General features: G+C 58.6%; 32 protein-coding genes and 2 pseudogenes. 9 read left to right on the top strand and 25 right to left on the bottom strand.

Annotation, left to right across the window (positions count from 1 at the left end; genetic code table 11):
- Positions 1-23: 23 nt before the first annotated feature.
- The 3 genes from HU749_RS07170 to HU749_RS07160 form a co-directional block, all read right to left on the bottom strand.
- Positions 24-524 carry a CinA family protein gene (locus HU749_RS07170; protein WP_014336834.1) on the bottom strand — a complete coding sequence of 167 codons (501 nt, stop codon included), beginning with the start codon at positions 522-524 and terminating at the stop codon, positions 24-26.
- A 71-nt stretch (positions 525-595) separates the two neighbouring features.
- A complete protein-coding gene (locus HU749_RS07165; RefSeq protein ID WP_095962779.1) occupies positions 596-1,111 on the bottom strand; it encodes a lysis system i-spanin subunit Rz in 516 nt (171 codons plus the stop codon).
- Positions 1,108-1,641 (bottom strand): glycoside hydrolase family 19 protein, encoded by a 534-nt coding sequence (locus HU749_RS07160; RefSeq protein ID WP_186651670.1) that lies wholly within the window; start codon positions 1,639-1,641, stop codon positions 1,108-1,110. Before HU749_RS07160 ends, HU749_RS07165 begins: the two co-directional genes overlap by 4 nt.
- Positions 1,642-1,788: 147 nt before the next feature.
- Here HU749_RS07160 and HU749_RS07155 point away from each other — a divergent pair, with 147 nt between their 5' ends.
- Positions 1,789-2,895, top strand: coding sequence for an acyltransferase family protein (locus HU749_RS07155; RefSeq protein WP_186651672.1), 1,107 nt, complete (start codon positions 1,789-1,791; stop codon positions 2,893-2,895).
- A 71-nt stretch (positions 2,896-2,966) separates the two neighbouring features.
- Here the strand turns inward: HU749_RS07155 and HU749_RS07150 are convergent, their stop codons facing one another.
- The 20 genes and pseudogenes from HU749_RS07150 to HU749_RS07055 form a co-directional block, all read right to left on the bottom strand.
- Positions 2,967-3,212: a hypothetical protein gene (locus tag HU749_RS07150; protein ID WP_186651674.1), complete on the bottom strand. Its 246-nt coding sequence runs from the start codon at positions 3,210-3,212 to the stop codon at positions 2,967-2,969.
- Between the two features lie 271 nt (positions 3,213-3,483).
- A pseudogene (locus tag HU749_RS07145) lies at positions 3,484-3,732 on the bottom strand (phage tail terminator protein); the annotation flags it as partial.
- Between the two features lie 136 nt (positions 3,733-3,868).
- Complete coding sequence (locus tag HU749_RS07140) at positions 3,869-4,885, bottom strand: contractile injection system protein, VgrG/Pvc8 family (RefSeq protein ID WP_095962769.1); 1,017 nt, start codon at positions 4,883-4,885, stop codon at positions 3,869-3,871.
- A 9-nt stretch (positions 4,886-4,894) separates the two neighbouring features.
- Positions 4,895-5,107 (bottom strand): tail protein X, encoded by a 213-nt coding sequence (locus HU749_RS07135; RefSeq protein WP_186651676.1) that lies wholly within the window; start codon positions 5,105-5,107, stop codon positions 4,895-4,897.
- A complete protein-coding gene (locus HU749_RS07130) occupies positions 5,100-5,483 on the bottom strand; it encodes a phage tail protein (RefSeq protein ID WP_186651678.1) in 384 nt (127 codons plus the stop codon). Before HU749_RS07130 ends, HU749_RS07135 begins: the two co-directional genes overlap by 8 nt.
- The gene (locus HU749_RS07125) at positions 5,483-7,636 is read right to left on the bottom strand and encodes a phage tail tape measure protein (protein ID WP_186651681.1); all 2,154 of its coding nucleotides are present in this window, start codon (positions 7,634-7,636) and stop codon (positions 5,483-5,485) included. The genes HU749_RS07130 and HU749_RS07125 overlap by 1 nt, the downstream gene beginning before the upstream one ends.
- 128 nt (positions 7,637-7,764) lie before the next feature.
- On the bottom strand, positions 7,765-8,331 hold the full coding sequence (locus HU749_RS07120) for a phage tail assembly protein (RefSeq protein WP_079303602.1): 567 nt from the start codon (positions 8,329-8,331) through the stop codon (positions 7,765-7,767).
- 156 nt (positions 8,332-8,487) lie between these two features.
- On the bottom strand, positions 8,488-8,994 hold the full coding sequence (locus HU749_RS07115; protein ID WP_079303601.1) for a phage major tail tube protein: 507 nt from the start codon (positions 8,992-8,994) through the stop codon (positions 8,488-8,490).
- Positions 8,994-10,160 (bottom strand): phage tail sheath protein, encoded by a 1,167-nt coding sequence (locus tag HU749_RS07110; RefSeq protein WP_038855979.1) that lies wholly within the window; start codon positions 10,158-10,160, stop codon positions 8,994-8,996. The genes HU749_RS07115 and HU749_RS07110 overlap by 1 nt, the downstream gene beginning before the upstream one ends.
- Positions 10,161-10,162: 2 nt before the next feature.
- Entirely contained in the window at positions 10,163-10,372 is a 210-nt protein-coding gene (locus HU749_RS07105; RefSeq protein ID WP_186651683.1) for a hypothetical protein, read from the bottom strand.
- An 89-nt stretch (positions 10,373-10,461) separates the two neighbouring features.
- The gene (locus HU749_RS07100; protein ID WP_186651685.1) at positions 10,462-10,890 is read right to left on the bottom strand and encodes a tail fiber assembly protein; all 429 of its coding nucleotides are present in this window, start codon (positions 10,888-10,890) and stop codon (positions 10,462-10,464) included.
- A gap of 2 nt (positions 10,891-10,892) precedes the next feature.
- Positions 10,893-12,785: a phage tail protein gene (locus HU749_RS07095; protein ID WP_186651687.1), complete on the bottom strand. Its 1,893-nt coding sequence runs from the start codon at positions 12,783-12,785 to the stop codon at positions 10,893-10,895.
- Positions 12,786-13,421 (bottom strand): phage tail protein I, encoded by a 636-nt coding sequence (locus tag HU749_RS07090; protein WP_079303597.1) that lies wholly within the window; start codon positions 13,419-13,421, stop codon positions 12,786-12,788.
- Entirely contained in the window at positions 13,418-14,413 is a 996-nt protein-coding gene (locus tag HU749_RS07085) for a baseplate J/gp47 family protein (RefSeq protein ID WP_014336818.1), read from the bottom strand. The genes HU749_RS07090 and HU749_RS07085 overlap by 4 nt, the downstream gene beginning before the upstream one ends.
- Positions 14,410-14,742 carry a phage baseplate protein gene (locus HU749_RS07080; protein WP_014336817.1) on the bottom strand — a complete coding sequence of 111 codons (333 nt, stop codon included), beginning with the start codon at positions 14,740-14,742 and terminating at the stop codon, positions 14,410-14,412. The genes HU749_RS07085 and HU749_RS07080 overlap by 4 nt, the downstream gene beginning before the upstream one ends.
- Before the next feature lie 11 nt (positions 14,743-14,753).
- On the bottom strand, positions 14,754-15,365 hold the full coding sequence (locus tag HU749_RS07075) for a phage baseplate assembly protein V (RefSeq protein WP_014336816.1): 612 nt from the start codon (positions 15,363-15,365) through the stop codon (positions 14,754-14,756).
- 3 nt (positions 15,366-15,368) lie between these two features.
- Entirely contained in the window at positions 15,369-15,881 is a 513-nt protein-coding gene (locus HU749_RS07070) for a hypothetical protein (RefSeq protein ID WP_095974588.1), read from the bottom strand.
- 36 nt (positions 15,882-15,917) lie between these two features.
- A complete protein-coding gene (locus HU749_RS07065) occupies positions 15,918-16,268 on the bottom strand; it encodes a phage holin family protein (protein WP_186651689.1) in 351 nt (116 codons plus the stop codon).
- 89 nt (positions 16,269-16,357) lie between these two features.
- Entirely contained in the window at positions 16,358-16,777 is a 420-nt protein-coding gene (locus tag HU749_RS07060) for a tail fiber assembly protein (protein ID WP_186651691.1), read from the bottom strand.
- A 512-nt stretch (positions 16,778-17,289) separates the two neighbouring features.
- A complete protein-coding gene (locus HU749_RS07055) occupies positions 17,290-18,024 on the bottom strand; it encodes a LexA family transcriptional regulator (protein WP_186651822.1) in 735 nt (244 codons plus the stop codon).
- Between the two features lie 538 nt (positions 18,025-18,562).
- Here HU749_RS07055 and HU749_RS07050 point away from each other — a divergent pair.
- From HU749_RS07050 to HU749_RS07020, 8 genes and pseudogenes are all read left to right on the top strand, one after another.
- Positions 18,563-18,916 (top strand): DUF6124 family protein, encoded by a 354-nt coding sequence (locus tag HU749_RS07050; RefSeq protein ID WP_046065010.1) that lies wholly within the window; start codon positions 18,563-18,565, stop codon positions 18,914-18,916.
- A gap of 1,259 nt (positions 18,917-20,175) precedes the next feature.
- Entirely contained in the window at positions 20,176-20,481 is a 306-nt protein-coding gene (locus HU749_RS29570) for a hypothetical protein (protein ID WP_437127841.1), read from the top strand.
- A 302-nt stretch (positions 20,482-20,783) separates the two neighbouring features.
- Positions 20,784-21,002: a helix-turn-helix transcriptional regulator gene (locus tag HU749_RS07045; RefSeq protein ID WP_186651693.1), complete on the top strand. Its 219-nt coding sequence runs from the start codon at positions 20,784-20,786 to the stop codon at positions 21,000-21,002.
- Positions 21,002-21,172: pseudogene (locus HU749_RS29460) on the top strand (helix-turn-helix domain-containing protein); the annotation flags it as partial. The gene HU749_RS07045 and the pseudogene HU749_RS29460, both read left to right, overlap by 1 nt.
- Positions 21,173-21,348: 176 nt before the next feature.
- On the top strand, positions 21,349-21,558 hold the full coding sequence (locus tag HU749_RS07035) for a hypothetical protein (RefSeq protein ID WP_186651695.1): 210 nt from the start codon (positions 21,349-21,351) through the stop codon (positions 21,556-21,558).
- Positions 21,559-21,644: 86 nt separating this feature from the next.
- On the top strand, positions 21,645-22,025 hold the full coding sequence (locus HU749_RS07030; protein WP_186651697.1) for a hypothetical protein: 381 nt from the start codon (positions 21,645-21,647) through the stop codon (positions 22,023-22,025).
- Between the two features lie 17 nt (positions 22,026-22,042).
- Positions 22,043-22,750 carry an SOS response-associated peptidase family protein gene (locus HU749_RS07025; protein ID WP_186651699.1) on the top strand — a complete coding sequence of 236 codons (708 nt, stop codon included), beginning with the start codon at positions 22,043-22,045 and terminating at the stop codon, positions 22,748-22,750.
- A 242-nt stretch (positions 22,751-22,992) separates the two neighbouring features.
- On the top strand, positions 22,993-23,328 hold the full coding sequence (locus HU749_RS07020; protein WP_186651701.1) for a hypothetical protein: 336 nt from the start codon (positions 22,993-22,995) through the stop codon (positions 23,326-23,328).
- A gap of 174 nt (positions 23,329-23,502) precedes the next feature.
- On the opposite strand, the gene HU749_RS07015 is transcribed toward HU749_RS07020, so the two are convergent.
- Complete coding sequence (locus HU749_RS07015) at positions 23,503-24,021, bottom strand: lysis system spanin subunit (RefSeq protein ID WP_186651703.1); 519 nt, start codon at positions 24,019-24,021, stop codon at positions 23,503-23,505.
- Positions 24,018-24,443, bottom strand: coding sequence for a cell wall hydrolase (locus HU749_RS07010; RefSeq protein ID WP_186651705.1), 426 nt, complete (start codon positions 24,441-24,443; stop codon positions 24,018-24,020). Before HU749_RS07010 ends, HU749_RS07015 begins: the two co-directional genes overlap by 4 nt.
- Positions 24,444-24,515 lie beyond the last annotated feature (72 nt).

Genomic DNA, 24,515 nt, shown 5'->3' with positions numbered 1-24,515 from the left:
ATTCCACAGCGATTGAGGATCGCCTACCCCTGATTTGAGATTTCTACAGCGGCATGTTGCAGCAGCCCGTCTAGCGCGGCCTTCACCGTTTGTCGGCGGACCTCGTCGCGGTTGCCTGCAAAGAATCGCTGCTCGCTGATCACCGCCTCGCCAACACCCCAGGCCAGCCACACAGTGCCCACCGGTTTATTCGGAGAACCCCCGTCCGGCCCCGCTACACCGCTGACCGCCACGGCAAAACGCGCCAGGCTTTTTTGCTGGGCGCCTCGCACCATGGCCTCGACCACCTCGCGGCTGACCGCCCCCACCTTCTCGAACAACTCGGCCGGCACATCCAGCTGCTGGGTCTTCTGGCGATTGGAATAGGTGACGAAACCGGCCTCGAACCAGGCCGAACTCCCGGGAATCCGGGTAATCGCCTCGGCAATCCCGCCGCCCGTGCAGGACTCGGCCGTGGTGACATGGGCATTGAGCAACTGCAGGCGCCTGCCCAGCTCAGCGGCCAGTTCGGTAATGTCGTCCATGGTGCTCTCCTGATTCCACACAATTGAGGCCTACCGTACACGAGCATTCGAAGCTTGCAAGGCTCGAGGGATTACCGCCCCAGCGCTCTGATATAGGCCTGACAGGCCTGCAAGGCAATCAGTCCGCGATCACCGGCGTCGGTGATGGCGATAATTCGTTGAGCATGCGCCGGGTCAAGTCGGGCTCTCGCGCCTCCATGATCCACGCCGCCGGCGCGGGGGGTGGCAGGCATTGCGCAACCGGCGGCAACATCGTCGGCGTCGAGGAGGACTGACAGCCGGACATCGGCAGTAGCAAGGCGATCGCGCAGGCGATCCTGGTCACGTTGGGCATCGCTCAAGGCTCGGTAATGGGTTTGTTCGCTGGCGGAGAGTTGCTGTTCCAGGGCCCGGCGTTTGTCTTGCTCGGCCTGGACTTGGGCCGAGGCGGCCCTGCTTATGGTGTTCAGATCGGACTGGTGCAGGCCGGCCTGCTCCGCCAACCGCTTGCCGTAGCGCCAGTCCTGGACCTTCCACGTTCCACTGACGGCCAGCAGCAGGAGTGCCAACACGCCGACCACCCAGAGTTTCAGCCCGACGGGACTCAAGCCAACACCTGCAGCGCCCGGACATACAGTGCTCGCCGATCTGCGGCGCCATTCTGACCGCCGTTGATTCGCCGCGTGATTTTGTCGAAGGCGCCCACATCCGCCAGGGTGTTCAACCCGCGAGAGGACCAGAACCAGGCAGCGGACGTCGCAGCCCATTGCGGTTGTTCCAACAACTCAGGCTGACCGATCAGGTCCAGGCCCAGAGCGTCTCCGCACTCTGCGTAGTTGGCCCGACCGGTAATTTGAATCAGGCCCCGTCCACGGAACCTGAAGCCGTCACCCGGAGCGGTATTGCCCAAGTCTACCCTGCCTTCATAGTGGGCTTGGGTAGGGGTTGGTCCCCAAAGTTCATGAACGTAGCGCATCTGGCCGGATTCATGACCGATCTGGGCCATGAAAGCCGCCACACGGTGGCGGCCAATAATCTGGTACCGGCCCATGGCGGTGTTGAGAGCAGGCGTAAAAACGCCAGCGTTGGCGCCGGCGTTCGGGAGGATCTGCAGCAGTTGCTTTGTGGTGACGGGCATAACTTTTCTCCTGGCGAAAGACTACCCGCTCCCGGAGGGTCGCTCTCACTCAATCACTGACAGTTAAAGCTTATGAATTGGCGTAGGCAGCCGATATGCATGGCATCTGATACAATCGTCTGATTTTACGTATGCGGGATAAAAGTTGTGGAGAAACGAAGGATCGAAGCCGTTGACTATTTGCGCGGCTGTATGGCGCTGGCGATTATGTTCTATCACTTCACTGCATGGAGTTTGGGAGTCCCCGACGGCAATACTGTTCTAGGACGCCTCGGAATCTACGGCGTTTCGATTTTTTATATCCTCAGCGGCATGTCGCTCTATGTGGCCTACAGCAACGTATCTTGGAATAAAAGCGAGCTATTTACGTTTTGGAAACGTCGATTTCTCCGGATCGCCCCCGTATACTGGGTTGCTTGCATAGGCGTTCTAATATTATTGAAAGGGTATCGAAACCACCCAATTGAAACAATCATTGGCAACCTCTCTTTAACGTTCGGCTTCCTTGATTACACACACTACATCCCCACTGGCGGGTGGTCCATTGGCAATGAAATTTGCTTTTATCTTATATTCCCTATAATAATTATCTCAGCCAAAAACATCTATTTATTCACAACACTGTGCGTGGCACTTTTTGCCATTTACCTGCAATTCGCTTTCATCTCTTTAAATCAAGACGCGACACTCGCCTCTGAGTGGAAGAGCTACATCCACCCATTAAATCAGGCATTCCTATTTGCTGGCGGAATCATTTTGGCAAAGGTAAGCACCCATGCCCGCCACTTGACGCTTCCTCAAACAGCTTATGTCGCGCTTCTAGCTCTTAGCCTAAGCGGTCTATTTCTTTACGAGAACACTCCTGATGCGATTGGCTTGGTGACCTCGACGAATCGTCTGATTTTTACTGCATTTAGCCTAGCCGCTTGCTATGCATGCTTCAACCTGAACGCCACCGGTAAAAGTGGATTCGAGAAAATACTAAAGCATCTAGGCGAAATTTCTTACTCTGTATACATGCTCCACGGTTTACTTTTCTTATATCTCCAGAAGCACATCTACAAAGGCCTCATGAAAAACCTCACTCCGTCTGAGTTTGCGTTTTTCATAGTAGCACCGATAGTCCTAGTTTCCGCCACCTACTGCTTCAGGAAAATAGAAACGCCTTTCATTCGATTAGGAAAAATTACTTCAGGCCCATTTAAAGAACGGCTTAAAGTCGCGTTCACTCGGCCACCAACTCGGGCCGATTAAAAAGCACCACATTTTAGAGGTGGGCATGATGGCTGCTTTGAAACCATCATATCCACCATTAAAACTTACGCTCACAGGGCGAGCGAACCAAGACCATCAGGGGCTCGCCCCATATACTCAGCATCCACTACCCATTCATCCCTATCTACTTCATGGAGAGATGAATGTTTTTCTGCGTAATCTAAACTCACGACCCAATACGGAATGCCAGCAGGCACGACTTTTTTTGCCATTTCAAACATATCAGCTACAGGGTCCGCAGCTCTTAAAATACTTACAGGACGACCAGGGCGTTGAAAAAAAGCAAGCATCTCCATTTATACCACCATAAATTAATTAACAGAAAATACCGCAACATCAATATTTGCGAAGTCCGTTCTAGACGATGAAGACGCTGAAGTTGATACACTTACAGAAATCGTGGTCCTAGCATATACCCCTACACAGCTGATACCGGTGATGGGGACTGAAGCGCTCGTACCAGAAGCCACTACTGAGAAATTCGAATCAGATTCAGGCGTACTGAACATCAGAGTGTAATCACCGACCCCATTGTCAATAACCGACGAAAACCCCGACGAAGACCTTATCCAACGCTTTTGTCGCGTCAGTGGCATCGAGCACCAGCACGGCATCGAAGCGATCACGCACCGCTTGCAGCGTGACGTTCTGAGCCGCGTTCTTGCTGGCAATGTCGGCGGTGGGCAGGACATAGGCGCAGGGGGTCTGCAGAGGGGGCTCGGCTTGCAGAGTGGAAAGGTCGAAGCCTGCGACCACGCGATGGGCGAGCGTGGGGCATTGCTCACGCAACTGCGTGAGGATCGGTGTGATCTTCATGGAGGTGCTCCAGTATCTGAAGGTGCGAGTGAACCCTGTGGGAGCGGGCTTGCTCGCGAAAGCGGTGGGTCAGGCAACATTGATGTTGGATATGCTGGCGTCTTCGCGAGCAAGCCCGCTCCCACAGGGGGATGGGTCAGGCCTTGGCATCCAGGCAGGTGGCATGAATCAAGCTGCGATAGCTTTTTTCCCGGTCGCCACTGGCGGTGACCTTGTCGATCGACCAACGACCGCGCATGAAGTCCGGCCAGGTGGGATCCAGCAGCACGATGCCTTCAGCGGACAGTCCCGGGTTGCCAGGGCACTCGATGTTCACCTTGAGTGCTTCGCGCTCCATCCGGCGTACCTCGCCTTCTCCAGCGGCACGGGCGTCGTCTGCGCTCTGGAAGCGCTGGCGCAGGGTCTTGAACGGCGCGAGGCCGCTCTCCTCGACACGCACTTTGCCGGCCGCCGCATCCCACCAACTGGTCTTGCAGCCCTGGTACTTGGCCCGGGCGGTTTCATCCAGCTTGGCCGAGATGAACGCGTGGTCGCCCGGGCGATTATTGGTCGTCACCGACAGTTTCATCTCGGGCAGGACCTTGCCCGACAACGACTTCGCCTGGCCGCGTCGAGCCAGCACATACAGCTCGTTGATTGGCTTGGCGACAGCGTCATAACGGTGGGCCAGGCGCGTGAGGAAGCCCATGTCGGTTTCGTTGGTCTGATCGATGTGCTCGATTTTGATCAGCGACAGGTCCGGCGCCACACGGGGGGAAAAACCGTGCCTGGAAGTCAGTTGCCGAAACAGGGCGCCCAGGGTGGTCGGGCCATGACTGACGGATCGGCGTTGCTTGAACCCGGTCTGGTCCGCCGCACTGAAAGGTGCGGCCATCGCCACCAGCACGAGTTGCAGGGGAAACAGGAACGGCGTGCGTCGGGTGATGACGAACTCGCCTTTATCCACCAGCCCCGACTCCAGATAACCGACCCGCAGGCCGATCTTCCCGCCCAGGCTGGGCAACCCTTGGAGCCCGTCCAGGCTAATGGTGAGCGTCAGTTGATCGGACTCGATCCCCGCCGCGTCGACGTGCTCCCACTTGAGCAGGCGTTCGTTGAGCAGTGCGGCGTTCGCACCATAAATTTCCACCGCAGGCGTGAAACCCAGTGACATGTTGCCTCCTTAATCCCAGGCCGAAACCGGTGTGGGTGCAACAGGTTTGAGATCCACTTCCGGCAGGACAACCCACACCCCGGCCGGCAATGCCGGGCCCCATTCAGCCAAGCCCGGATTGAGCAGCCAGAGCGCCTCCTCGACGATATCGTCACAACGCTCAAGCTCGCGGTACAGCAACAGATTCACCGAATCACCGGCGATACTTCGAACCCTACGCATTGGCGAACTCCGTCAATTCAACCACCCAGCCGACCACCATCGCCGTGCCGTCATCAATGATCTCGGTCTGGGTTTCCGTGACCTTGCTGATCTGCCACAAGCCCCAGTTGCGACCGATGCCGTCAACCAACGGCACGGGCAGGCGCTGCGCCTGCAAGGCGCGCAACTCATCGAGGCGATCCATAGCGGTCGCGTACATCGACTTGCCGGTGATCGTCAGCCCTTGCAGGCCTTGGCCGACCTGGCTGGACTTGGGTTTGCTGGTGAGGATGTCGATGCTCTTCCAGCCACCGTCCGAGGTGCGTACCAGGCTGTGGTACGCAAAGTTTCTCGACAGACCGAAAATGAAACTGCCGAGTGCCATTTGCTGACGCATCACGTACCTCCGTCGGTCAGGGCCGCGTCACTGCGCATGGCGAGTGAGTTGGGCATGGTTGTCAGGCCGAACTGGCCCGAGAGCTGCTGCACGACCAGGTTGGCCAACTGACTCGCGCTGGCCTGGTCCTGGCCGTTGATGTAGATGTTGGCGGTCATGGTGTTTTGTTGTTGGCTGGTTTGGGCGTTGGTCAGGTCTTTGCTGACCTGGTCCGGAGCGGCGAGTCTGTCGGCGGGGGCGACGAGCTTCTCACCCAGGGACGCACCGGCATCGCTCCCCAACCAGCCGCCCAGCAGTCCGCCAATCACACCGCCAATGGCAGTGCCGAGCACCGGAACGACACTGCCCAAAGCGGCACCGGCCGCAGACCCCGCAGCAGCGCCTGCCCAGCCGCCACCTGCGGCGCCCAGGCCTGCGCCCATCATTCGTTTGTCGCCGGTAAGGACCCCCTCGGCCACATCAGCGACGGCGCCAACTACTTTTAATGGGCCGGGCGCCCTACGAGTCATTGAGCGTAATGAGGCCGTTGGCCCGAGTGAGCCTTGTGTACTGACGGGTATTTTCGGCCTGCTCGTGGATTCAGGACGCTGGTTGGCATTGCTTGTTTCCAGCTTGTTCACACGAGGGTTTCTGAAATCTTCGGAGATCACCTCACCCAATCGGCCGGGAAGGTGCGGAGCGGCCCTGCCCAACACCCGCTTGGCCACCTGACTGGAGATCTCATCCCCAACAGCCTTGAGCAGCGCACCCAGCAGCGGTTTGATCGCCGCGCCAATCAACACGATGGCCGCAGCGGCTTTAGGTGAGGACTCAGCCAACTCACTCATGCCATCGGCCAGCGAACCCAGCCACTGGAACGAGGTATCCGCCGAGGGCATCAGGGCATTTCCCGTGGCCAGCGACAAACGCTCGCTGCGGGCGTTGAGGACGTTCAGTTGGCCCTGCCGGGTGTTCGACAGCGCCAACGCGTCCTGCCGCACCGAGCCGTTGTTGCCCAATTGTGAAGTGGCGTACTGGCCGGGGTCTTTCACCTGCAAGAAGGCCGCATTCACATCGGTCAGTTTCTGCGCCATGCGCAGCACGGCTTCATCGCCATTGCTGAAGAGCGTGGTGGCAAGGGCCGAGCGCTTCTCGGCCGGTTGTGCGTTCAAGGCCGCCAGCACCGTCATCACCGTGCCAGACGCCGTGTCCTTGTCACGCAAGCCGCTCGCCACCGCCGTGGGTTCCAGCCCCAACTGTTTCCATGCCGATTGCTCGGTGGCGGAGGCCTGGTCACCCTTGCCCAGGGCAGTCGTGAAGCTATCCAGAGCCAAGCCGGCTTCAGCTTGCTTGGTACCGGTATTGAGCAACGCCGCCGTCACCGCTGCGGCCTGCGCCGGGGCCAGGCCTGCCGAGGTCGCGGCCGCACCGTCACGCTGCAACACCGTGCCTATCTCAGCCGCTTTCGCACCATTGGGTAATTTGCCCAGCTGGTTGGTTGCATCCGCCAAGTCAAAGGCTTGAACGCCGCTGAGCTTCATGGAGATGCGCCAGTCGGCGAGCATCTCGGCAACCTCCATGGCCGGCCTCCTGGACGCCGTCGCGATGACGGCAGCATCCGAGGCGAAACGCGACAGTTCCTGCGGTCGGTCCGAGGCATCGGGCAAATCGTTGCCGATGCCTTTCCTGGCCGCCAGGCTTTGCATCCCCACCACTTCAACCGCCGTGGTGCCCCCGGCCGCCACCAGCTTAGCGGTGGCGACGTGCCGGGTTGACTCAGTCGTCTGTTCGATCTGGCGCGGGGTAAATCCGGTGACCTGCTTCAGATCGGCCATGGCCGAATCCATCGCTATCGCAGGTTTGAGCAGCGCCGGCGGTTCGATACCGCCACTCGGTTTGCTCTTTGGCCCACCAGCCGACTCGCCCTTGGCGTCGGCGCCCATCGCTTGGGAGAACAATCGTTGCGCCGAAAGCTTCACCGTCAGTGACTCGATCGCCGTGGTCAGCAGCCCGAGCTTGAGCCCGAGTGATTCCAGCGCCAGATCGAGGCTCGCCAGTTGGTCCCTGGCGAACGCGCCTTGTGCCGACACGCCACTGGTGAGGCTGGTATTACCGAACGCCAACCCACTCTCATTGAAGGTTGCGTATTTGAGCGAATATCTATCGTCCGCCATCCCGCTCTACTCCTGTTTCACGCCAAGGCGAGTGATCGCGATGTCGTAGCGGCGCAAGGCCTTGCCGGCGTCCCACTCCAGGATTTCCGCCTCACTTACCGAGTAAATGAGCGGCACCACATCGAGGATCACTTCGATGTCGCGCTCCGAAAGAAGTCCGCCGGTTTGTTTAAAAAATCGTCAATGCGCACCTGAAGTTGTGTCCAGTCGGGCACGGTCAGCAGGTCCAGATCGGGAATCATCAGGCCAGTGCAATGGGCCGTGATGAACTCGGCGCGCTCCTTGGCCGTCTTCAGTTTTTTCATCGCCTTGGTGGCACGCAGCACCGGCATTTCCAGGGTCAGCGACGTCAGGCTGCGGCCCGCGACGTCGAGCGCTTGCAGCAGTTGCACCTGGTCGGGGTCGGCCTGTGGCTCATCCAGGAAGTACGACGCCGGACGGGTAGACATTTCGTGCACGTACTGGGCAATGCTGACGTAGTCCGGGCGCTTGAGCTGGTCGAGTTCCTTGACCGACAGGCCGGTGGCCAGCTTGGCCAGCTCGAAGAACTGATCGTCTTCGTCATCGCCCGCACGGGCCAGGGCGTCTTTTTGCGCGGCGTAGTACAGCGGTTTGAGGGTGATCTGCTCGATCTGCGAGCCGTCGTCACTGGTGATCGGTGACAACAGCTCGTGTGTAGGAGGCATCCAGGACATGAAATCGGTTCCTTGGTGAATCATGGTGGGCGAGCCACCTGTGGGAGCGGGCTTGCTCGCGAAAGCGGTATGTCAATCAACATTGATGTTGAACTTGATGGCCTCTTCGCGAGCAAGCCCGCTCCCACAGGGACTGTGTCTAACCGACGGGTTTGTTTAAGGCAGCAACACCGCACGGCGCGCATCACCGAGGATGTCGACGCCGTTGAGCACGAACTTCTGGGTGCGCACGTCGATGTCGATCACCGGGACACCGTTTTCGAGGCGGTTGTAGGTGCGGCAGGACAGCTCAAGGTTGGTCTTGGGCTTCTCGTTCATTTTCAGCGGGGTTTCCTCGAGGGATTTCAACTTGCCGCCCACCGTGTGGTAGGTGAACCAAGTGTTGCCGTCCTGATCCTGGCCGGCTTCACGCACGTTCAGCAGAATGTCGTCACCCACGCTCACGCCCAGCGCCAGCATGATTTCCGGGCCGAGGCCTTGCAGCGTCAGCTTGGCCGTCAGCACCTTGCCGCCCTTGGCCATTTCCTCGCCAATGAAACGGCCGCCACGCATCTCTTCCATCTCGAACTCGATCTTCGGCGGGCTGAACTCTTCCACCGTCGCCGACAACGGCAGGCCTTGCAGGGTGGCCGCGATGGCCTGTCTTACGCGGTTGGTAAACATTAGAGAACGTCCTCCAGGAACTGCTCGATGATTTCATCGCGGGCATTGAGTTGATAAATCATGTGTTCGTTCGGCGCGTAGCGGCCGTAGTCGATGACCACGTACCAGGTGCCGTTCTTGTACTTCTCGACGCTGTTCAATTCCGGGTGCAGGTACACGCTGCCGCCGGGGATGGTTTCGTCGGCGACCAGGGTTTGCAGCCAGTCATTGATGCGCTTGACCTCCTGGTCCATGAACGACTTGGTCAGGTTCTTGGCCATGGCTTTCTGGCCGGCCTTCACCAGTTTGCGGCTGATGGCATCTTCCAGGCCGACGTAGCTGATGAACTTGCCGGTGATGGAACGGTTGCCCAGCAGCGAGAAGCCGCCGAGGATGGTCCGGGCGTAGTAGCTGACGCCGTAGCGGTTGAGCAGATCGCCTTCGGTGGAGGTGTCGAGGATGTTGTATTCGACGGTGCGCGAAACGTCTTCGGCGTAGGTGACCTGGTTGCCCGGGCTCTCCCATTGCTTGACCTTGGCGAGGGCTGCGATGGCCAGGCTCGACGGGGCCAGGAAGACATTTTTCTTCGCGGCCTTGGAGTACACCGCCGGCATGTTATGTACCACCAGGCAACGGTCGAAACCGAGATCCGCGCCGCCCAGTTCCTGGCTGTAGGTCACTTGATCGGCGACCGCGGCGTCCTTGCCGTCGAGCACCACACGGGCCTTGATGCGCTTGCCGAACGAGGCGAACTCGCTGGCCACCGCCTTGGTGCCGGTGAAACCCGGCGCGCCGATGATGGTCAGGTCTTCGGCAACCCCACTCAGCGCTGCCAGGCCCAGCTTACGGCCGGTCTGCGCTTCGATACCGCCGATCACATTGTTCTGCGTATCGGCCAGTGTCGCGCCCTCTTCGACGATGACAACGTAGACCGGCACCTTGACCACTTTGAGGATCTGGTAAACCGCCTGGAACAGCGTACCCGCCTCGGCACCGGTCGGGTCCAGTTGGGCCTGAGTGGTGAAGCTGTTGATGCGGAACGGGGTGTTTTTTGGAATCAGCGCGTTGGCATTCGGCGCGGTGCCGACCAGCCCGATGACGTTGTCACCCAGGCCACCCATGGCCTCGGGAGATTCGGTGGCATTGACGGTAATGCCGTTGTGCTCGAAGTTCAAAACCTCAGCCATGGTTATTCAGCCTTTTTGGTGGCGGCCTTCAAGGCCTTGTTGGATGCAGAAGCCGGTTCGACGGCTTCGGTTTTTTTCAGCGCCAGGCGACCGGCGCTGCGCAAGGCGTTGGCCTCGACGTCGAGCAGATCGAGTTCCTGGCCGACGCTCGACCAGTGACCACCCCCGGTGGGGAATGGGAGGAGCACGGTGTAGGTTTGGCGTAGTGCCATTTGTGTTTCTCCAGATATGAAAAAAACCCTTGAGGAAGGGGTTGTTGGGTTTTGGATGGGTAAGAAAACGCCCCGTCGGTGCGGGGCGTTTATTGGGATTGTTCGGTGAGCCAAAGAGGCGCAATCGGCCGCGATTCCAAGGAAGGAAAGTTAGATGCTTGCGGCCAGTCCCGAAGCGCCTGACGATAGGAGAGCAACACGGGAAACTGCTCTGCATTCAACGTAGGAGCCAACCCTAATTCCTGTTCTTCACGGTGACGTGCGACCAACCATTCAGTGCTTCGAATTTCAAAATCGCGCCAGTTACGCTCAAAGGCGATCAATTGATCTGGTGGTATCACCCGCTCAAAGGCTTTGGGCCAACCGTTGACGACCTTTATTTCTTTGCCTTGATCAATCTCATCTCTCAAGGCTTGGTAGGCTTCCTGAGAAAGTTCTACGCACTCCTTCCCGACTGCATCGCCATAAGGTTCTCCGGGATAAAAGCCGCCTGTTTCGGCGCAAAAAAATACAGTCATGATCAATATCCCCAATATTCCCAGCTTCCAACGGTATTGCTGAGTGACACGGTAGAGTTGTTATTCACACAAATCGCAATAGAACTCTTTGAAGTGCCGTTAGGCCGAGGCTGTGCGTTCGACAAGCCTTGGCTATGGACTGCCGCTGAACCGGAAAGAAGTCCGTTTGGAAACGCTTTAGGCAGCGTGATCGTCAACGTTGTATAGGCACCGCCAGCAATCGCAGAAGCTGCGTTGAAAGTTCCCCATTGACGGATCAGCCCGCTCGGAAAATCTTGACTGCCGCTAGGCCCGATACTAGTGGAGAACATTCCCGAGTATTTAGTCAGTACGGTACCTGACACCACCCTCCATCCACCAGAATGGGAAACCAATATGATGCTTTCGAAGACATCAATAGGAACAGAGGACAGAACAGATAATCCGATAGATATCAGATCGCCCGCAAAGGCTTGCAAATTGAAACTTCCTGCACCTGCGGAAATAATGATTGATTGGCCAGGTGTTGTCGTTGATAGTTTTGGCAACGTGACATCTAAACCAGCCAACCCAACAGATCCGATAATTAGACATCCAGTATCGTTTACCGTCAGCGCAGTCGACGCAGTAATGATCTTTATGCCCGAATAATTGCCAATTAAGGAGTTGATGGCTGTCGAATCCACAATTTGGGCAGAGCCTGATGCCCACCACCCGCTGGCGCCGTCAGTAGTAAGATCCAGCGTGGAACCCGCGGGCATAACCATCGTCGTCTTAGTAAGACTGCCCGACTTAATATTGTCTGAACCTGGACAAAAAATGGTTACTACACCCGTCCCCCGGTTTCGAAGGCTTACCGTTCCGCCTGCACCGCCGCTGTTGGCAGCAGGTAGAGTGACGTTAAACGTCCCAAGGCAGGACACCATAGAACCGAACGCCGTAGAAGCTACCAGCGTCGTATTGGATGTTGCATTAAGGAATCCTCGATAGTTCCCTTTCGCGCGCTCTACAAACTCGGTAGTGGCCAGCAACTTGCTGCTATCGAAAATCGGTGGCGTATTTGCCGTCGGATTCACCAGCACCGGCGAATTGAGCGGCGCAAATCCTTGAGTGATGTTCTGAAACGCCAACGCCGTAGTGCCCAGCACAATCGCACCATCGGTAATCAACTGCCAGATCGTGTTGGCAAGCGTCGTGCCCTCCTCCACCGAAACAATCAACCCCGAGGTCACTTCGGCACTCGCATCGGCATCCTTTGCCCGAACCCAAGCGCCGTTCGCGGCCACGTAAATACCGTTGTCTTTCGCCAAGGTCTGGGACTTGACCAGGACACGATTCCCGGCGATCACCGCAACACCGTCGATCGCCTGCGCGCCACTCAAGACAATGTTGGCCGTTGTCGCCACCCGCACCGACTGCTTCCTGTCGAGCTTGGCGAGTTCGTCGGCCACGTAGCCGGTCACCCAGGCCCGCGTCGCCTTGACCACCGTATCGTCAATCAGCAGCGTCACCAGCTCAGCATTGCTGGTCTCGAAGATCGACCGAATGTAGAACTCTTTGCCCGAGCCGGACGTCGCCAACACTGGCTTGAACGATTCCGGATATTTGACAATCGCGTACAGGATCCCGGTATCGGTCCAGATCCCGGCCTCACGCACATACCAGCCGCCGACGTCGGACGGGATGGTGACCTCGGCCAGCAGCCAGCTCGGGTTGTTTTCATCCTGGAACAGCGCATTGAGCGGCCCGCGCCAGACTTCGCGCTTGAGTGCTGTAGCGGTTGCGGCCGGGTTGTATTCCGTGCCGCCGCCGTCACCGACGGAAATCTGCGACAGCTTGATCGGTGTGCCCGCCGCCTTGCAGGCGGTTTCGTAGGCGATCCCCGCATCGGTGAGCAGGGTGTAGTAGTCGGCCATTTAGGACCCCTGTGGATAAATAGTGGAGGTTTCGACGGTGTAGAGCCCGGCAGCCATGAAGACCTGAGCCGAGGCTTCCAGCCCTTCGATGACGATCGGATAAACCGTGGTCAATTCGCCGCACAGCGTGGCGGCGCCGATGACGTGACGGCCGAATGCACTCAAGCCGACAGACACCTTCAAGGTGTCGCGCTCGCTTTTGGCATCCGCCAGGCGACGGTCGAGACGGGCGTCGATTTCTTCGCTGTAGGGCTGCTCGGTAAACGCCCTGACGGAAAAACTGTAGGGCGGGCCAGGGGGTGTTTGCTCATACCAGGCGCGCACTTCAGGCATCAGTTGCAAACCCTTGGCCGCGTTTTCCAGCGCCTTTCGCGTCCCGGCCTGCCGGGCGGTTGGCCAGGCGAGCTCAACGGTCAGGCGCTTTTCAGCTTCGGGCGCCGCGGAGCTCCACTCGTTGACCCCACGATCCGCCGCGAGATACGGCAGGAACGCCAAGGGCGTGGTCGCCGGGTTCATCAGCTCGGGAAACGGCGGATCGATGCCTTCGAGCAGCCGAGCGAACCCCAGATCCAGTGCCCTTTCCAGCGGTGAACTGTTGACCGGCAGCAGGCTCGGGCGAGGTGTGTCGTCACTCATAACGTATCCACCTCGACCTCGATGCCCGTGCAGTACGGGGCTTGGAAAGCCGTCGTTACTATCGGTGCAAGCGGTTCGAGAATCTGCAGCTGAACCGCGCCCGCGCTGTGCAGCGTGTAGTCGATCCAGCTTGGGTCAACCCGACCTTCCAGGCGATGACACGCCTCGGCATACGCCTGCAACTGCTGCTCGGCGGCAACCTGAGTCAAGCCCGAATCCGGGCCGGCATTGATCTTCGCCAAGACGCGGATCTTGTAAGGTTTGATCTGTGCGGCCTGCACGATGACCAGGTCCGTTTCCGGTCGTACATCAGGCCGGGCGAAATGCTGGCGAACACCGTCGAGCAGCGCCTCGGTGGGCGTGCCGTCGCCGTCACGGGACAGCACCGTGACCGTGACTTCGCCCGGTGCGGTGCGACGCCCATTACCATCCTTGACCTGCGCAGCATGACCATCCGGGTCGAAGGTGTAGGTGACCGTCACCACACCCGCCGAGGCGTTTTCCACCTTCACCGCTGGCCGTTCGCCAAGGGTGAAGATCTCCCGCCGATACTGCATGCGCGAGCCGGCCGCCGGGGCGTGGGGCGCCAGGTAATAACGCAACCGGGCGTCATCGTCGCTCTCGTAGACCGGGGCGATGGGCGGGAATGCTGCCGGGTCGCCCGGGTCGAGCAACTGGCGCTCAAGGCCCATGTCCGCGAGGCGAGCGTCGAGGTTGGTGCCCGTGGCCCACCACGCCAACATCTGCTTGATGCGGGCGTTGTATTTACGTTCGTGAGTTTGCAGCCGGACGCAGAACGCCTCGAGGGCCAGGGTCAGCAGTTCGCTTTCGTTCTCGAGGCTGTCCACCAATTTGGCGGCGCTGGCGGGAGAGCGTGCGCCGACGTACTCGACCACGAAGGTCTTGAACTCTGCCAGCAGATCCTCGAACGCTTCGACAGTGACGATGGCCGGTTCGGCCAGTTGGTTCTGGCCGGGTATCAACATGCTCATGTCACCACCTCGAAAGTCTGTTTGCGGTTTTTCCAGGTGCCGGCGAAACGCAGCAGCAATCCGGCACCGTGCCGGCTGGCGACAATGACCTGCGGCTCGAAATCATCGATGCCGTTGTCCGGGTTGTAGAACGCTTGGGCCGCGTGGCTCTGGGCAAGGATCAGCAGGTCGTCACCGAGGTTCTGCCCCAGCAATTGCGTGAGTGCGCAGCCATACAACGGGCGCTTCTGGCGAGTGCCCAACGGCGTGGTCAATGCACGGGTGGCGCGCTGCACAAACTGCAGCCAGTCGTCGACCGTGGCGCCGGTATTTCGATCGATTCCAATCATGAGGAAATCTCTTAGGCGGTACTGATGACGCGTCCCTGGTGATCCACCACCGGGCCGCTCAGGTGCACGCCGGAGGCGTCGAGCCGAATGCCGACGGCGCCGACTTGCAATTCGATGGTTTCGGGTGTCATCGCCAGCCGCGACGGGCCAATGTTCAACAGCAGGGATTCACGAGAACCGCTGAACGCCGCCGGGCCGTTTTGCCAGTGCAGGACATGGCTGGCATGGTCGTAGCCGTTTTCCGTACCGTCCTGATAGAGGCGCCGCGTCAGCGAGGCCTGGGTCGAGACGGGCGGGAACTGACCACCGTTGAGGCCGAACAACGCCACCGCCTGCCCACCGCCCTCGCCGCCGCCATGGTTGAGCAATAGACATTGCTCGCCCACGGACGGGATCCGCGACTCGCTCTGGGCACCGGCGCTCGGATTGAAAAAGCGGATCGCCGGGGTCAGCAGACCGCCATGGCTGACTTTGCAGGTATTGCTGGCCGCGTCGACTTCCTGGCAAACGCCGATGCGGCAGAAACTCTCCGCCCGCCGATGCATGTCTTCCAGCTCGGTTTCCATCTGCGCCAGACGCTCGATGATCGGCCCCAGATGCATCCGTAACAGCGCATCAAACATGGCTCAACCCTCGAGTGCGGTGTATTGGTCCGGGTCGTCGATGTTCGACACTTCCCAGGTGCGGGCAAACTTCGGGATACCCAGCGGGTCCTCCAGCAGCGTCGGGCCGAGGTACAGGGTTTGGTTGAAGGAAAGGGTCCAGGCGGTGTACGCCCGTGCCGGGTTAATGAAGGTGGATGGCAGGCCATCGAGCTCCGTGGGCAGGTCGCATTGATCGCCCGACAGACCCCAGCGGTTGTCCATGACCAGGTGTTTCAGCTCCCCGGCCAGATCGCAGGCATCCCATCCTGGAACGGCCATGACCACTTGCAAGGACACCGTCAGGACATGGGCGATACGCCCGTCATTGGCGCGGTGACCGGGCGCATCACGCTCAAGGGCAATCAGCACCCAGGGTTGATCGTCGGTGCCATCGAAATCCTGGGGGCTGCCGACTTTCAAGGCGGGATAAATGGCGCGCAGCGTCTGGGCAATGGCCGAGAACAACTGCGACGGTTTTTCGATAAGGGCAGGCATTGATCGCCTCCTTTGGTATGGATCAGCGCTGTCGATTCACGGCTGGTTGGGAGGAACGTCCCGCGGCGGCACTTCGCATACGCCGAGCCGCTTGGCGACCCAGCGCTCGTAAAGACCGATCGCCACGTCGGCACCGGCCATGGCGGTCAGGCAACCCAGGGCGCAGGCGCTCCAGATCGACATGCCGAGGGCGTACAAAAGCATGGTTGCCGATACGCCGCAGACCACGCAGGCACCGGAGCGCAAGGCCAGGCGCCGCAATAACGACCAGCCACGGGCGCCCTCCTTGTCTGCGCGCCACATCTCGCCGGACACCCCGCCCACCAGGGCGAGCACGATGACCAGCCAGATCGGCATGTCCAGCAACGCTTGTTGCTCGTTTGTCATGTCTCGTTTCCTGGGGGGGTAATGGATGAGTGTTGAAAGGCAGTGCAAAAGCCCGGCACTGCGCCGGGCTTTTCAAGAAGACACTCCGTTCAGGGCAACTCTGGCCAAACAATGCTCAGTGGAAAAGCGGGTTGTTTGTTGACCTGAGTGAAGGCGACGCAATACTCCTTGAAGGCAATCAAGTAAGCCTGCTCGGCGGCGGTAGCGACGCCCAGATCGACTTTGAATTGCAATCCCGAAGACGCCACTTGGGTCATGACGCTGTCGAGTCGCCTGCTTTTTTCAATACGCATCTGCTCCGCAAGTGCAGTCTGTGGCCAAGGGAACCCAGAGTTGAACGACCAGAGCCCATCAGTGTTGACTGCGTTGTAGTCATAATCGACCTCAGCGCTGGACCTGCCAGTAACGTCAATCCAAAGTTGGTCTGCTGGGAACTCCTCAGAGATCGGGTTGACGGTTTCGTAGATGTTGTCGACTTTGCCGCCCACAACACGTGCGTATTTTTTCATGCTCATATCCTTATTGATTGCCGGTACTCCGGCACTCTTCGATCTGCCTGCTTCAGGTAGGCATTCCAAAAAGCCCGGCAATGAACCGGGCTTTTCAGTAATGCGCTCCTTCGCCTTCCTTGACCAATGGCCAGAAGGAAGTTGATCTTTCGGCGCGACTGGCGCGGTACGGATCCATTCAAATTGTTCTTCCGACCGCGGTCCCTGCCCGCCGGATAACTGCTTCTGGTGCTTTACGCTGCACACCCGGGTCAGTTGCCAACCCTCTGAACCGTTAAGGCCGGTTCATCGCTGCCTGTTGGTGGAACTAAAGAGCTTCGTTGCCAGCCGCTTTGTCGAGCGGCTTGGACACAGAATATGCATGGATGCATATCCAGTCAATGCGCAAATGCATTTATTTATGCATGATGGATGCGTAAATGCATTGAGGCCTCGTAAATACGGGGGTCGCGGGTTTTCAGGAGGCGAAAAAAAACCCGCACGACGGCGGGTTTTATCTGACAGTGGAGGGGTTAACGGGCGTACATGCCCCACCAGAAGACGTGACCGAGGATGACGATTTGCTCATCCTGCATTTCCTGGAAGGTGTAGTCCTCATCCGGATGTTCATCACGGTTGAAACTGCGCAGGCGAATGCCGGTGGGCAGGCGATAAAGCTGCTTCACTCGCAGTTGGCCGTTGTGATTGATGGCATAGAGATCACCGTCGACGATGTCGCCGATCCCACACTTGCCTGCGTTCACCCCAACCGTGGCCCCGTCGCGCAACACCGGAAACATGCTGTTGCCGCGCACCGTCACGCACTTGGCCTGGTCGAATTGCACACCGTTATGGCGCAGGCTGCGCTTGCCAAAGCGCAGGCTTGAGCGCTCGCTTTCCTCGATGACGAATCTTCCTGATCCAGCAGCCAATTCAACCTCGCGCAGAAAAGGGACCGACACTTCGTCTTCTTCGACGGGTGTTTCGTCGTCCCACAGGCTTATGTCCTTGAGTTCGGAATGCGGCTCATCGCGGCGGGCATTGCCGGCGGGCACTACGTCCGCGCGCCCGCGCAACTGATCGGTGCTCACGGCGAAGTATTCGGCGATCTTCGAGATGTGTTTATCCGAAGGATCGACGATCTTGCCGCTGAGGATCCGCGAGAGGGTGGACTGAGGCACGCCGGTACGCCGGTGAAGCTCCGTGGGGGAGATCCCGTGCTGATCGAGCAATGCTCTTAATACGGAAGAAACGTTGCGTTTTTGCATAACGCGCATAGTGCTTGTTCTTTTCGCAGAAGACAAATGCTGTTTTGCATAAATATGCAATTCCTGCCTTTTGCATCCATTGTGGCGAGGGAGCTTGCTCCCGCTGGGCTGCGCAGCAGACCCTTTTTGTGAGCGCTTTGCGCTCAAGCGGGAGCAAGCTCCCTCGCCATTGAATCGCCCTACACGCCCTTAGGAAAACGCACCGCCCCCGTCCTTCAAATGTGCGACGCAAGGCTACGTTTCCTTGCGCCTCTGCCTACAACTACGCCAGAATCCGCCGGCTTGTGCGCCTTGGAGCCCATCGGTACTTTTGATCCTGTCACTGCCCATCAGTGATCGGGTTTAGTCGCTCGGTATTCCAAGGTGCTCATTGCTCCATTCAGTCAGGTACTTCTATTCCTGCACTTGATGGTAGTTGTGCGCAGGGCGCCCTCGGGCGCGCCGGTTCCTTGGATCCCCGGTCGACTAACCTGCGTACAGCTGCCACCCCTCGTTTAGTCGCGAGTGAGTGGTGGCTCAACTTCAAGGATCCAATAGAATGCCGAAGAACACGCAAAATCCCCCAGACGATCACGTCTCCCGCAGCCAATCGGCCAACGCCAAGAAACTCGACGACGCGGCCACTCGCGCCCTGGACTATTACCTCAAGCCGAAAACCGACAAGGAAGCCTCTGACACACCCGACACCCTTTTCATCATCGCCCCTAACATCGACGCCGAATGCCTGCTCGCCAACCTCAGCGAAACCCTGGCCTCGGCCAACGCCATGGTCAGTGACCTGGCATTCGACCTGAAGGGTTCGCGACGGAATATCTTGCTGGGGGTTCAACAGATGATCGAACTGAGCCAGTTGCTGGCGAATCGGGCGTTGGATGTGGTCGAGGTGAGGTAGGCATCCATGATGCAAGCCGAGACCTAAGAGAAGCCCGAGTCATCACTGTGGGAGCGAGCTTGCTCGCGATAGCGGTAGTCCAGTGACAACTGAGTTGTATTGGCTGCCGTCATCGCGAGCAAGCTCGCTCCCACATTGGATCGGGGTACAGCCGGAGAGACAGGCCGGCTGTCAGGCCGCCTCGCGAGCAAGCTTTGCTCCCACAGATATGATGGGTGTACGACCGGGAGAGCCAAGTCGGCTATCAGGCCGCCTCGCGAGCAAGCTTTGCTCCCACAGATATGATGGGTGTACGACCGGAAGAGCCAGGTCGGCTACCAGGCCGCCTCGGCGTGGACGTTGATCTCGGCGCCCCGTTAACCACGCTGGCTGAACGAGGTATTGCGCAGTGGGCAACCCGGCATGGATGCCGGGTTAGCCGCGCTGGGCCATGGATGGCCCTTCGCGGCGGCCCACGGAGCAATGCCTTCGTTCAGGCATGCCGAGCCTAGGCGAGGCACCGAGTGGTGGGGCATGAGCGTTTTGCTTACTTTTGCGCTTCTCAAAAGTGAGCCGCTGTAAGAGCGGAACCGTCAGCAGCCATTACCTAAATAACGGATATACACCCCACCCCAAAAACCACTCACGCCTGGGTCCCCCCCGACCACCCATGTTAACCTTGCGCCCATCGCGGAAAAGCCGGGCCAATGCCCCTCCTTTTGCCCTACACCTTTCAACGAGCTTGCCTGACACCCATGAATACAGCCGTGAACGACCTTTCCAGCCACACCCCGATGATGCAGCAGTATGGGCTGGAGGGTCGCTTAGGCTGCGCACCACGCGGGCTACAGACATTCCGCGTCTAAAACTCTTAGCGTGATTCGCATGTGTTTCGATCAATGAAACAGAGATAGATAGAGGTAGTTTTAGACACGCGTCGGAGCTCTCCCGCCCTATCTCAATACATTCCGAAAAGCCATAACGACGGCCCCGAGATCCAGGCCGGGTCCATGCACTATCAATTCCCGTCCAGCATCGCGGCACCTTCGGCCCGCCGTTCCTCCGACTTAGAGCCAGACCAGCCAGCAGTAATTCGCAGAGCATGCCATCACCTGCTACGCTCAAACGAGTACGGCCCCTCCTACTTGAGTCAAACTGTCGCTCGCTGCGCAGCAAGAGGTGGCCGTACCTCCCATAAAGCGTGAAAGTGTGCGCCCATGACCAAACCACTTGTTCAACCCCGAATCCTTAGGGCCTCTCAAGCGCCGACTTACCTGGGTATGTGCCGGGATGAGTTCAACAAGACAGTTCGGCCAAACGTTCGCGAGTTCCCGATCGGCAAGCAGGGCGTCGGCTTTGACCGTGTGGAGCTAGATGCCTGGGCGGATGCGTACATTGCCGCTAACGCTATCGAAAAACATCCGTCGATCTGCGCACCAACGCAACAGCCGGGATCCGCTGCACAGCTAATCTCGCGAGCGCAGCCCGGAGCGGCCACTAGGAAAACGGCGCCCGCTCACGCAACCAAGGAAGAATTTGACAGATTGATAGAGACGATCTTGGGCAAACGAAAACGGAAGCTCTAGTCAGATTCCAAGCATGCGTGGCTGGGGAGGTTCCCTATGGATGATGAGTGTGAGGTCGTATACGTAGCAGGCCTAGGAAAAATGCTCGGGCGAACTGAAGCTTCGGTAAGAGAAGGGATTCGCCGCGGCGTTGATTGGCTGCCGAAGGGATTCAAGATGGGCGCTAGGCATTGCTGGCTCAAGGATGATGTGAAGGAGTTCCTGCGCGCCTGCCGGGATGGCGAGCACAAGACGCCGAAAGTGGGCAGGAAGCGGCGCCCGCCACCGAAGCTCGTAACTCTTCGCTGAAGGGAGAGCAGCCCATGCCAAGCAGAGCCGGAACAAACAGCCTCGATCGCTTCATGCGCCTCGACGAGGTACTTCACGTCACCGGCCTTGGCCGTAACACAGTTTATCGCCGCATTAGGGAAGGCACATTTCCAAAGCAGGTTAGGATAGGCCCCAATTCGGTTGCGTGGCGGCAGTCAGAGATCGTTGAATGGATGCACTCGTTCGCGCCGAATAAAGATCAGACTTGGTGATGACTGCAGCCTGTGAACAGGAGCGCACTATCTTGACGCTGATATCAATCGCGAAGGCCGCGGCTATATTGGGCATCGGTCGCACCACTGCCTATCGTCTCGCGAAGGAAAGCCGCATCCCATGCGTGCGAAGCTTTGGGCCCTTAAGGGTTCACGAAGAACGACTGCAAGCCTTGATTGATGCGGAAGCTGACGCAAGCGTGAATTCCGCCCGACACTCAAATCGCAACCCAACCTCCAGCGCTGCCGGTGAAACAGGAGCCTACGGATTAAAATCTCCTGCCCGTCTCACGCAAGAGCTAGACGAGTTGCTCCAGGCCAGGCCGATTGCCCAAGGAGTCGTCACATGCCCAACTCGGACCTTCTCCCTTCCCTGCTGTGCAAGATCAACGAGAACCAGCTCGCGCTGGAAGCGGCCATCATGGAGCTTTCCAACTGGGTGGAAGCGCTCGGATCGGCAGACGTCGCCGATAATGTGCGGGGCGCCCTGGATACGATCGATAAGAACGAGGAGTTCATTAAGCTGACAATCGCTGTGCTGATGGCTCCTGAGTGAAATAGCGCTGCTCGTCGCCTCGCCCTCGCCTCCATCACCTTGCCTCGATTACTGTATATCCAAACAGTATCAAGCAAGGCATGGTCATGGACCCGTTTGAAATCGAAGACACCAGCGATTGGCTGGGCTGCCCCACACCTCTGGAGATGTACAGGCAATCCTGTCACATGCTGGAGAACGAGGTGCAGGAACTGACCACCCAACTACGCAAGGCGCGCCAGGACATTTTTGGTTTGGTGGAAATGCACGCGACTGAGGCCAAGGAGTGCGCCAGGCTTCGGGCTGAGCTAGAGAAGGCGAAATGGGCGTGGAATTCCGAGCACCTTCGATATGTCGAACTGATGAACAAGTCGAATGGTGAGTGTGTGGCGAATACCACGCTTATCGCCGAGCTGCACCGTCGGCTCAAGGTTTATGAAGGGGATAGACTTCCCGACGACATAATCCCTAGCACCCAGCCAAGGTGACTACAGGAGCAGGCGCCATGTGCGGACGACTCTCGCAATACACCGGCATTCACGACTTCGTGGCGGCCTTGAGCACGCCCAACGCCTTGGTCAATTCAGCCGGCGACCTTCCACTGGAGAGGTACAACGGAACGCCGTCGCAGCAGCTCGCCCTCTTCCACCAGGAGGCGGACGTCCTGCACGCCGACATGGTGCCCTGGGGCTGGCGACCGGCCTGGGCCAAAGACCGGGCAGCGCCAATCAATGCCCGGGTCGAGAAAGCCGCCCACGGCCCCTTCTACCGTGCGATCTGGCCGAGCCGCGCCATCACACCTATCAACAACTGGTTTGAGTGGGTCGATGAGGGTGGACCGAAGAAGCAGCCCTACCTGATCCGCCGTCGGGACCAGGCGCCGATATTTTGCGCCGCCATCGGCCAGTTCCCAACCGGTGGCCGTGAGCCTGGAAGGCACGACGGTTTTGTCATCATCACCGCCGACAGCCAGGGCGGCATGATAGACATTCATGATCGCCGTCCGGTGGTCCTGGGGGCGGATCTTGCCCGGGAATGGCTGGACCCGGCCACGCCCAAGGAGCGCGCTGAGCAAATCGTCTTGCAGCAGGGTGAGCCGGCCGAGGCCTTCGAGTGGTTCAAGGTGGACCGCGCCGTCGGCAACGTGCGCAACCAAGGCCCGGAGCTGGTCAAGATACTGGACACAGAACCGACAAATCCGACGAATGGATAGTAAAGAAAACTGAGTACTTTCCGATTTATAGGTGTCAGTACAGGCATAAGCGGAAGCTATTGTTTCGGCGTTATGACAGGTGCTAGACGCATCGAATAGCTGTATTGAATGGATAAAGAAACTCGATTGACGAGACGAAAAACGTAGCCCATATTGGAGATGTGACCCGATAGCTAGATTGACAGTCTCACCAATAGCTATAGAATCCCGCGACCTTTTACTAATGAGCAAGGTCGTCGGGGATGGTTCAGGAAGAGCTAGACAAGAAGCAGAAAACGGTTGCATTTCTGTATGACGCTGTGCTACATGCTGCAAACCGTGTATTGCACCAAGCGAAAAACTATTCGATCAGCGTTCTGAAGCTCGAAAACCCGACGTACGCTGAGATAGCTGCACAGTTCAGGGAAGTATGCACGATCATCGGTCTTCTAGCGGAGCAGATTGATGATGCTCACACAGCGCAGAAAGCTGCGGAATATGTGAGTTGCATGGAAGGGATTGCGAAGGCGATCGATGAAGACGATTCCGACGCTCTCGACAGATTTGTTAAACAACTAGATATGAGGCCATTCCTTTGAAAAAGCTAAGCGATTTCGAATTTGCCAAACTGGCTCAACGCGCAGCAGCTATTCTCGAATCTATCGAGAGCAAGCTGGACGCCACCGAAAAAGCATTGGCATCCCATGTAGGCGCCAAGCAAGCAGCTTAATACGCCGCTAAAAAATTCTAGGCCTCGCATTTGCGGGGCCTTTTCATTTCTGCTTGCTCAGTCCCCTAGCATACGCCTGGCACGCCCGCAACGCGATCAGCCCCCGGTCGCCGGCATCGGTGATGGCGATAATTCTTTGAGCATGCGCTGGGTCAAGTTGGGCTCTTGCTCTTCCATGAACCACGCCGCCGGCGCTGGCGGTGGAAGGCACTGCATTGCAACTGGCTGGATCCTCGGCAAGGAGGACTGACAGCCGGACATCAGCAGTGGCAAGGCGATCGCGCAAACGATCCTGATCTTTCTGAACATTGGTCAGCACCTGGTGATGGGTTTGTTCGCTGGTGGAAAGCTTCTGCTCGAGCGCCAGGCGGTTGGCTTGTGCCGCCTGGACCTGGGCGGCTGCCGCCCTGCTGATCTCGGCCAGGTCGGACTGGTGCAATCCGTCCTGCTCCGCCAGCCGTTTCCCGTAGCGCCAGTTCTGGACCTTCCACGTCGCGCCCACGGCCAGCACCAGCAGCGCCAACACGCCGACAGCCCAGGCCTTCAGCCCCAGGGGATTCATGGCACGTCCTTGAAGAACACATGATTGCCCAGGCGCAGGGTCTGGGTGGCATCCTTGGCCCAGGCTGGCGCCTTCGGCATGGTCGTGGCGTAGTAGTGGGTCGCGCCACGGGTGATGTCAGGCTCCTGGCCGGAGATCACCAGGTCGGCCGCCCGCTGCGCCTGGGCGAACTGCTTCGGCGGGATCGGCTTGACGCCGCTCAGGTAGGGATAGTTCGGGTCGTTCTTGTTCCAGCAGCTGAACTGCCAGGGCTTCAGGCAGACACCGGCGTAACCTTCGCCCCACCAGGACTTGGCCTTGCCATCTTCCACGCGATTGCGGATGGTCCAGGCCACCGCGATCTGCCCGACCAAGCCTTCACCTCGAGCCTCACCCCACAAGGTGCGGGCCAGGATGTCGCGATCCTTCTCAGAAACAGTCATAGCTTTTCTCCAGGCAAAAAAATCCCGCTCAATGGCGGGTGGCGGAATTTCAGTAAAACTTCGAGCTGGGCG

The sequence above is a fragment of the Pseudomonas ogarae genome, from assembly GCF_014268695.2.
In the GTDB taxonomy this organism is placed as follows: Bacteria; Pseudomonadota; Gammaproteobacteria; order Pseudomonadales; family Pseudomonadaceae; genus Aquipseudomonas; species Aquipseudomonas kilonensis.
Note: the sequence above shows the minus strand (reverse complement) of the source record. Positions and strands in the feature narration are given on the sequence as shown.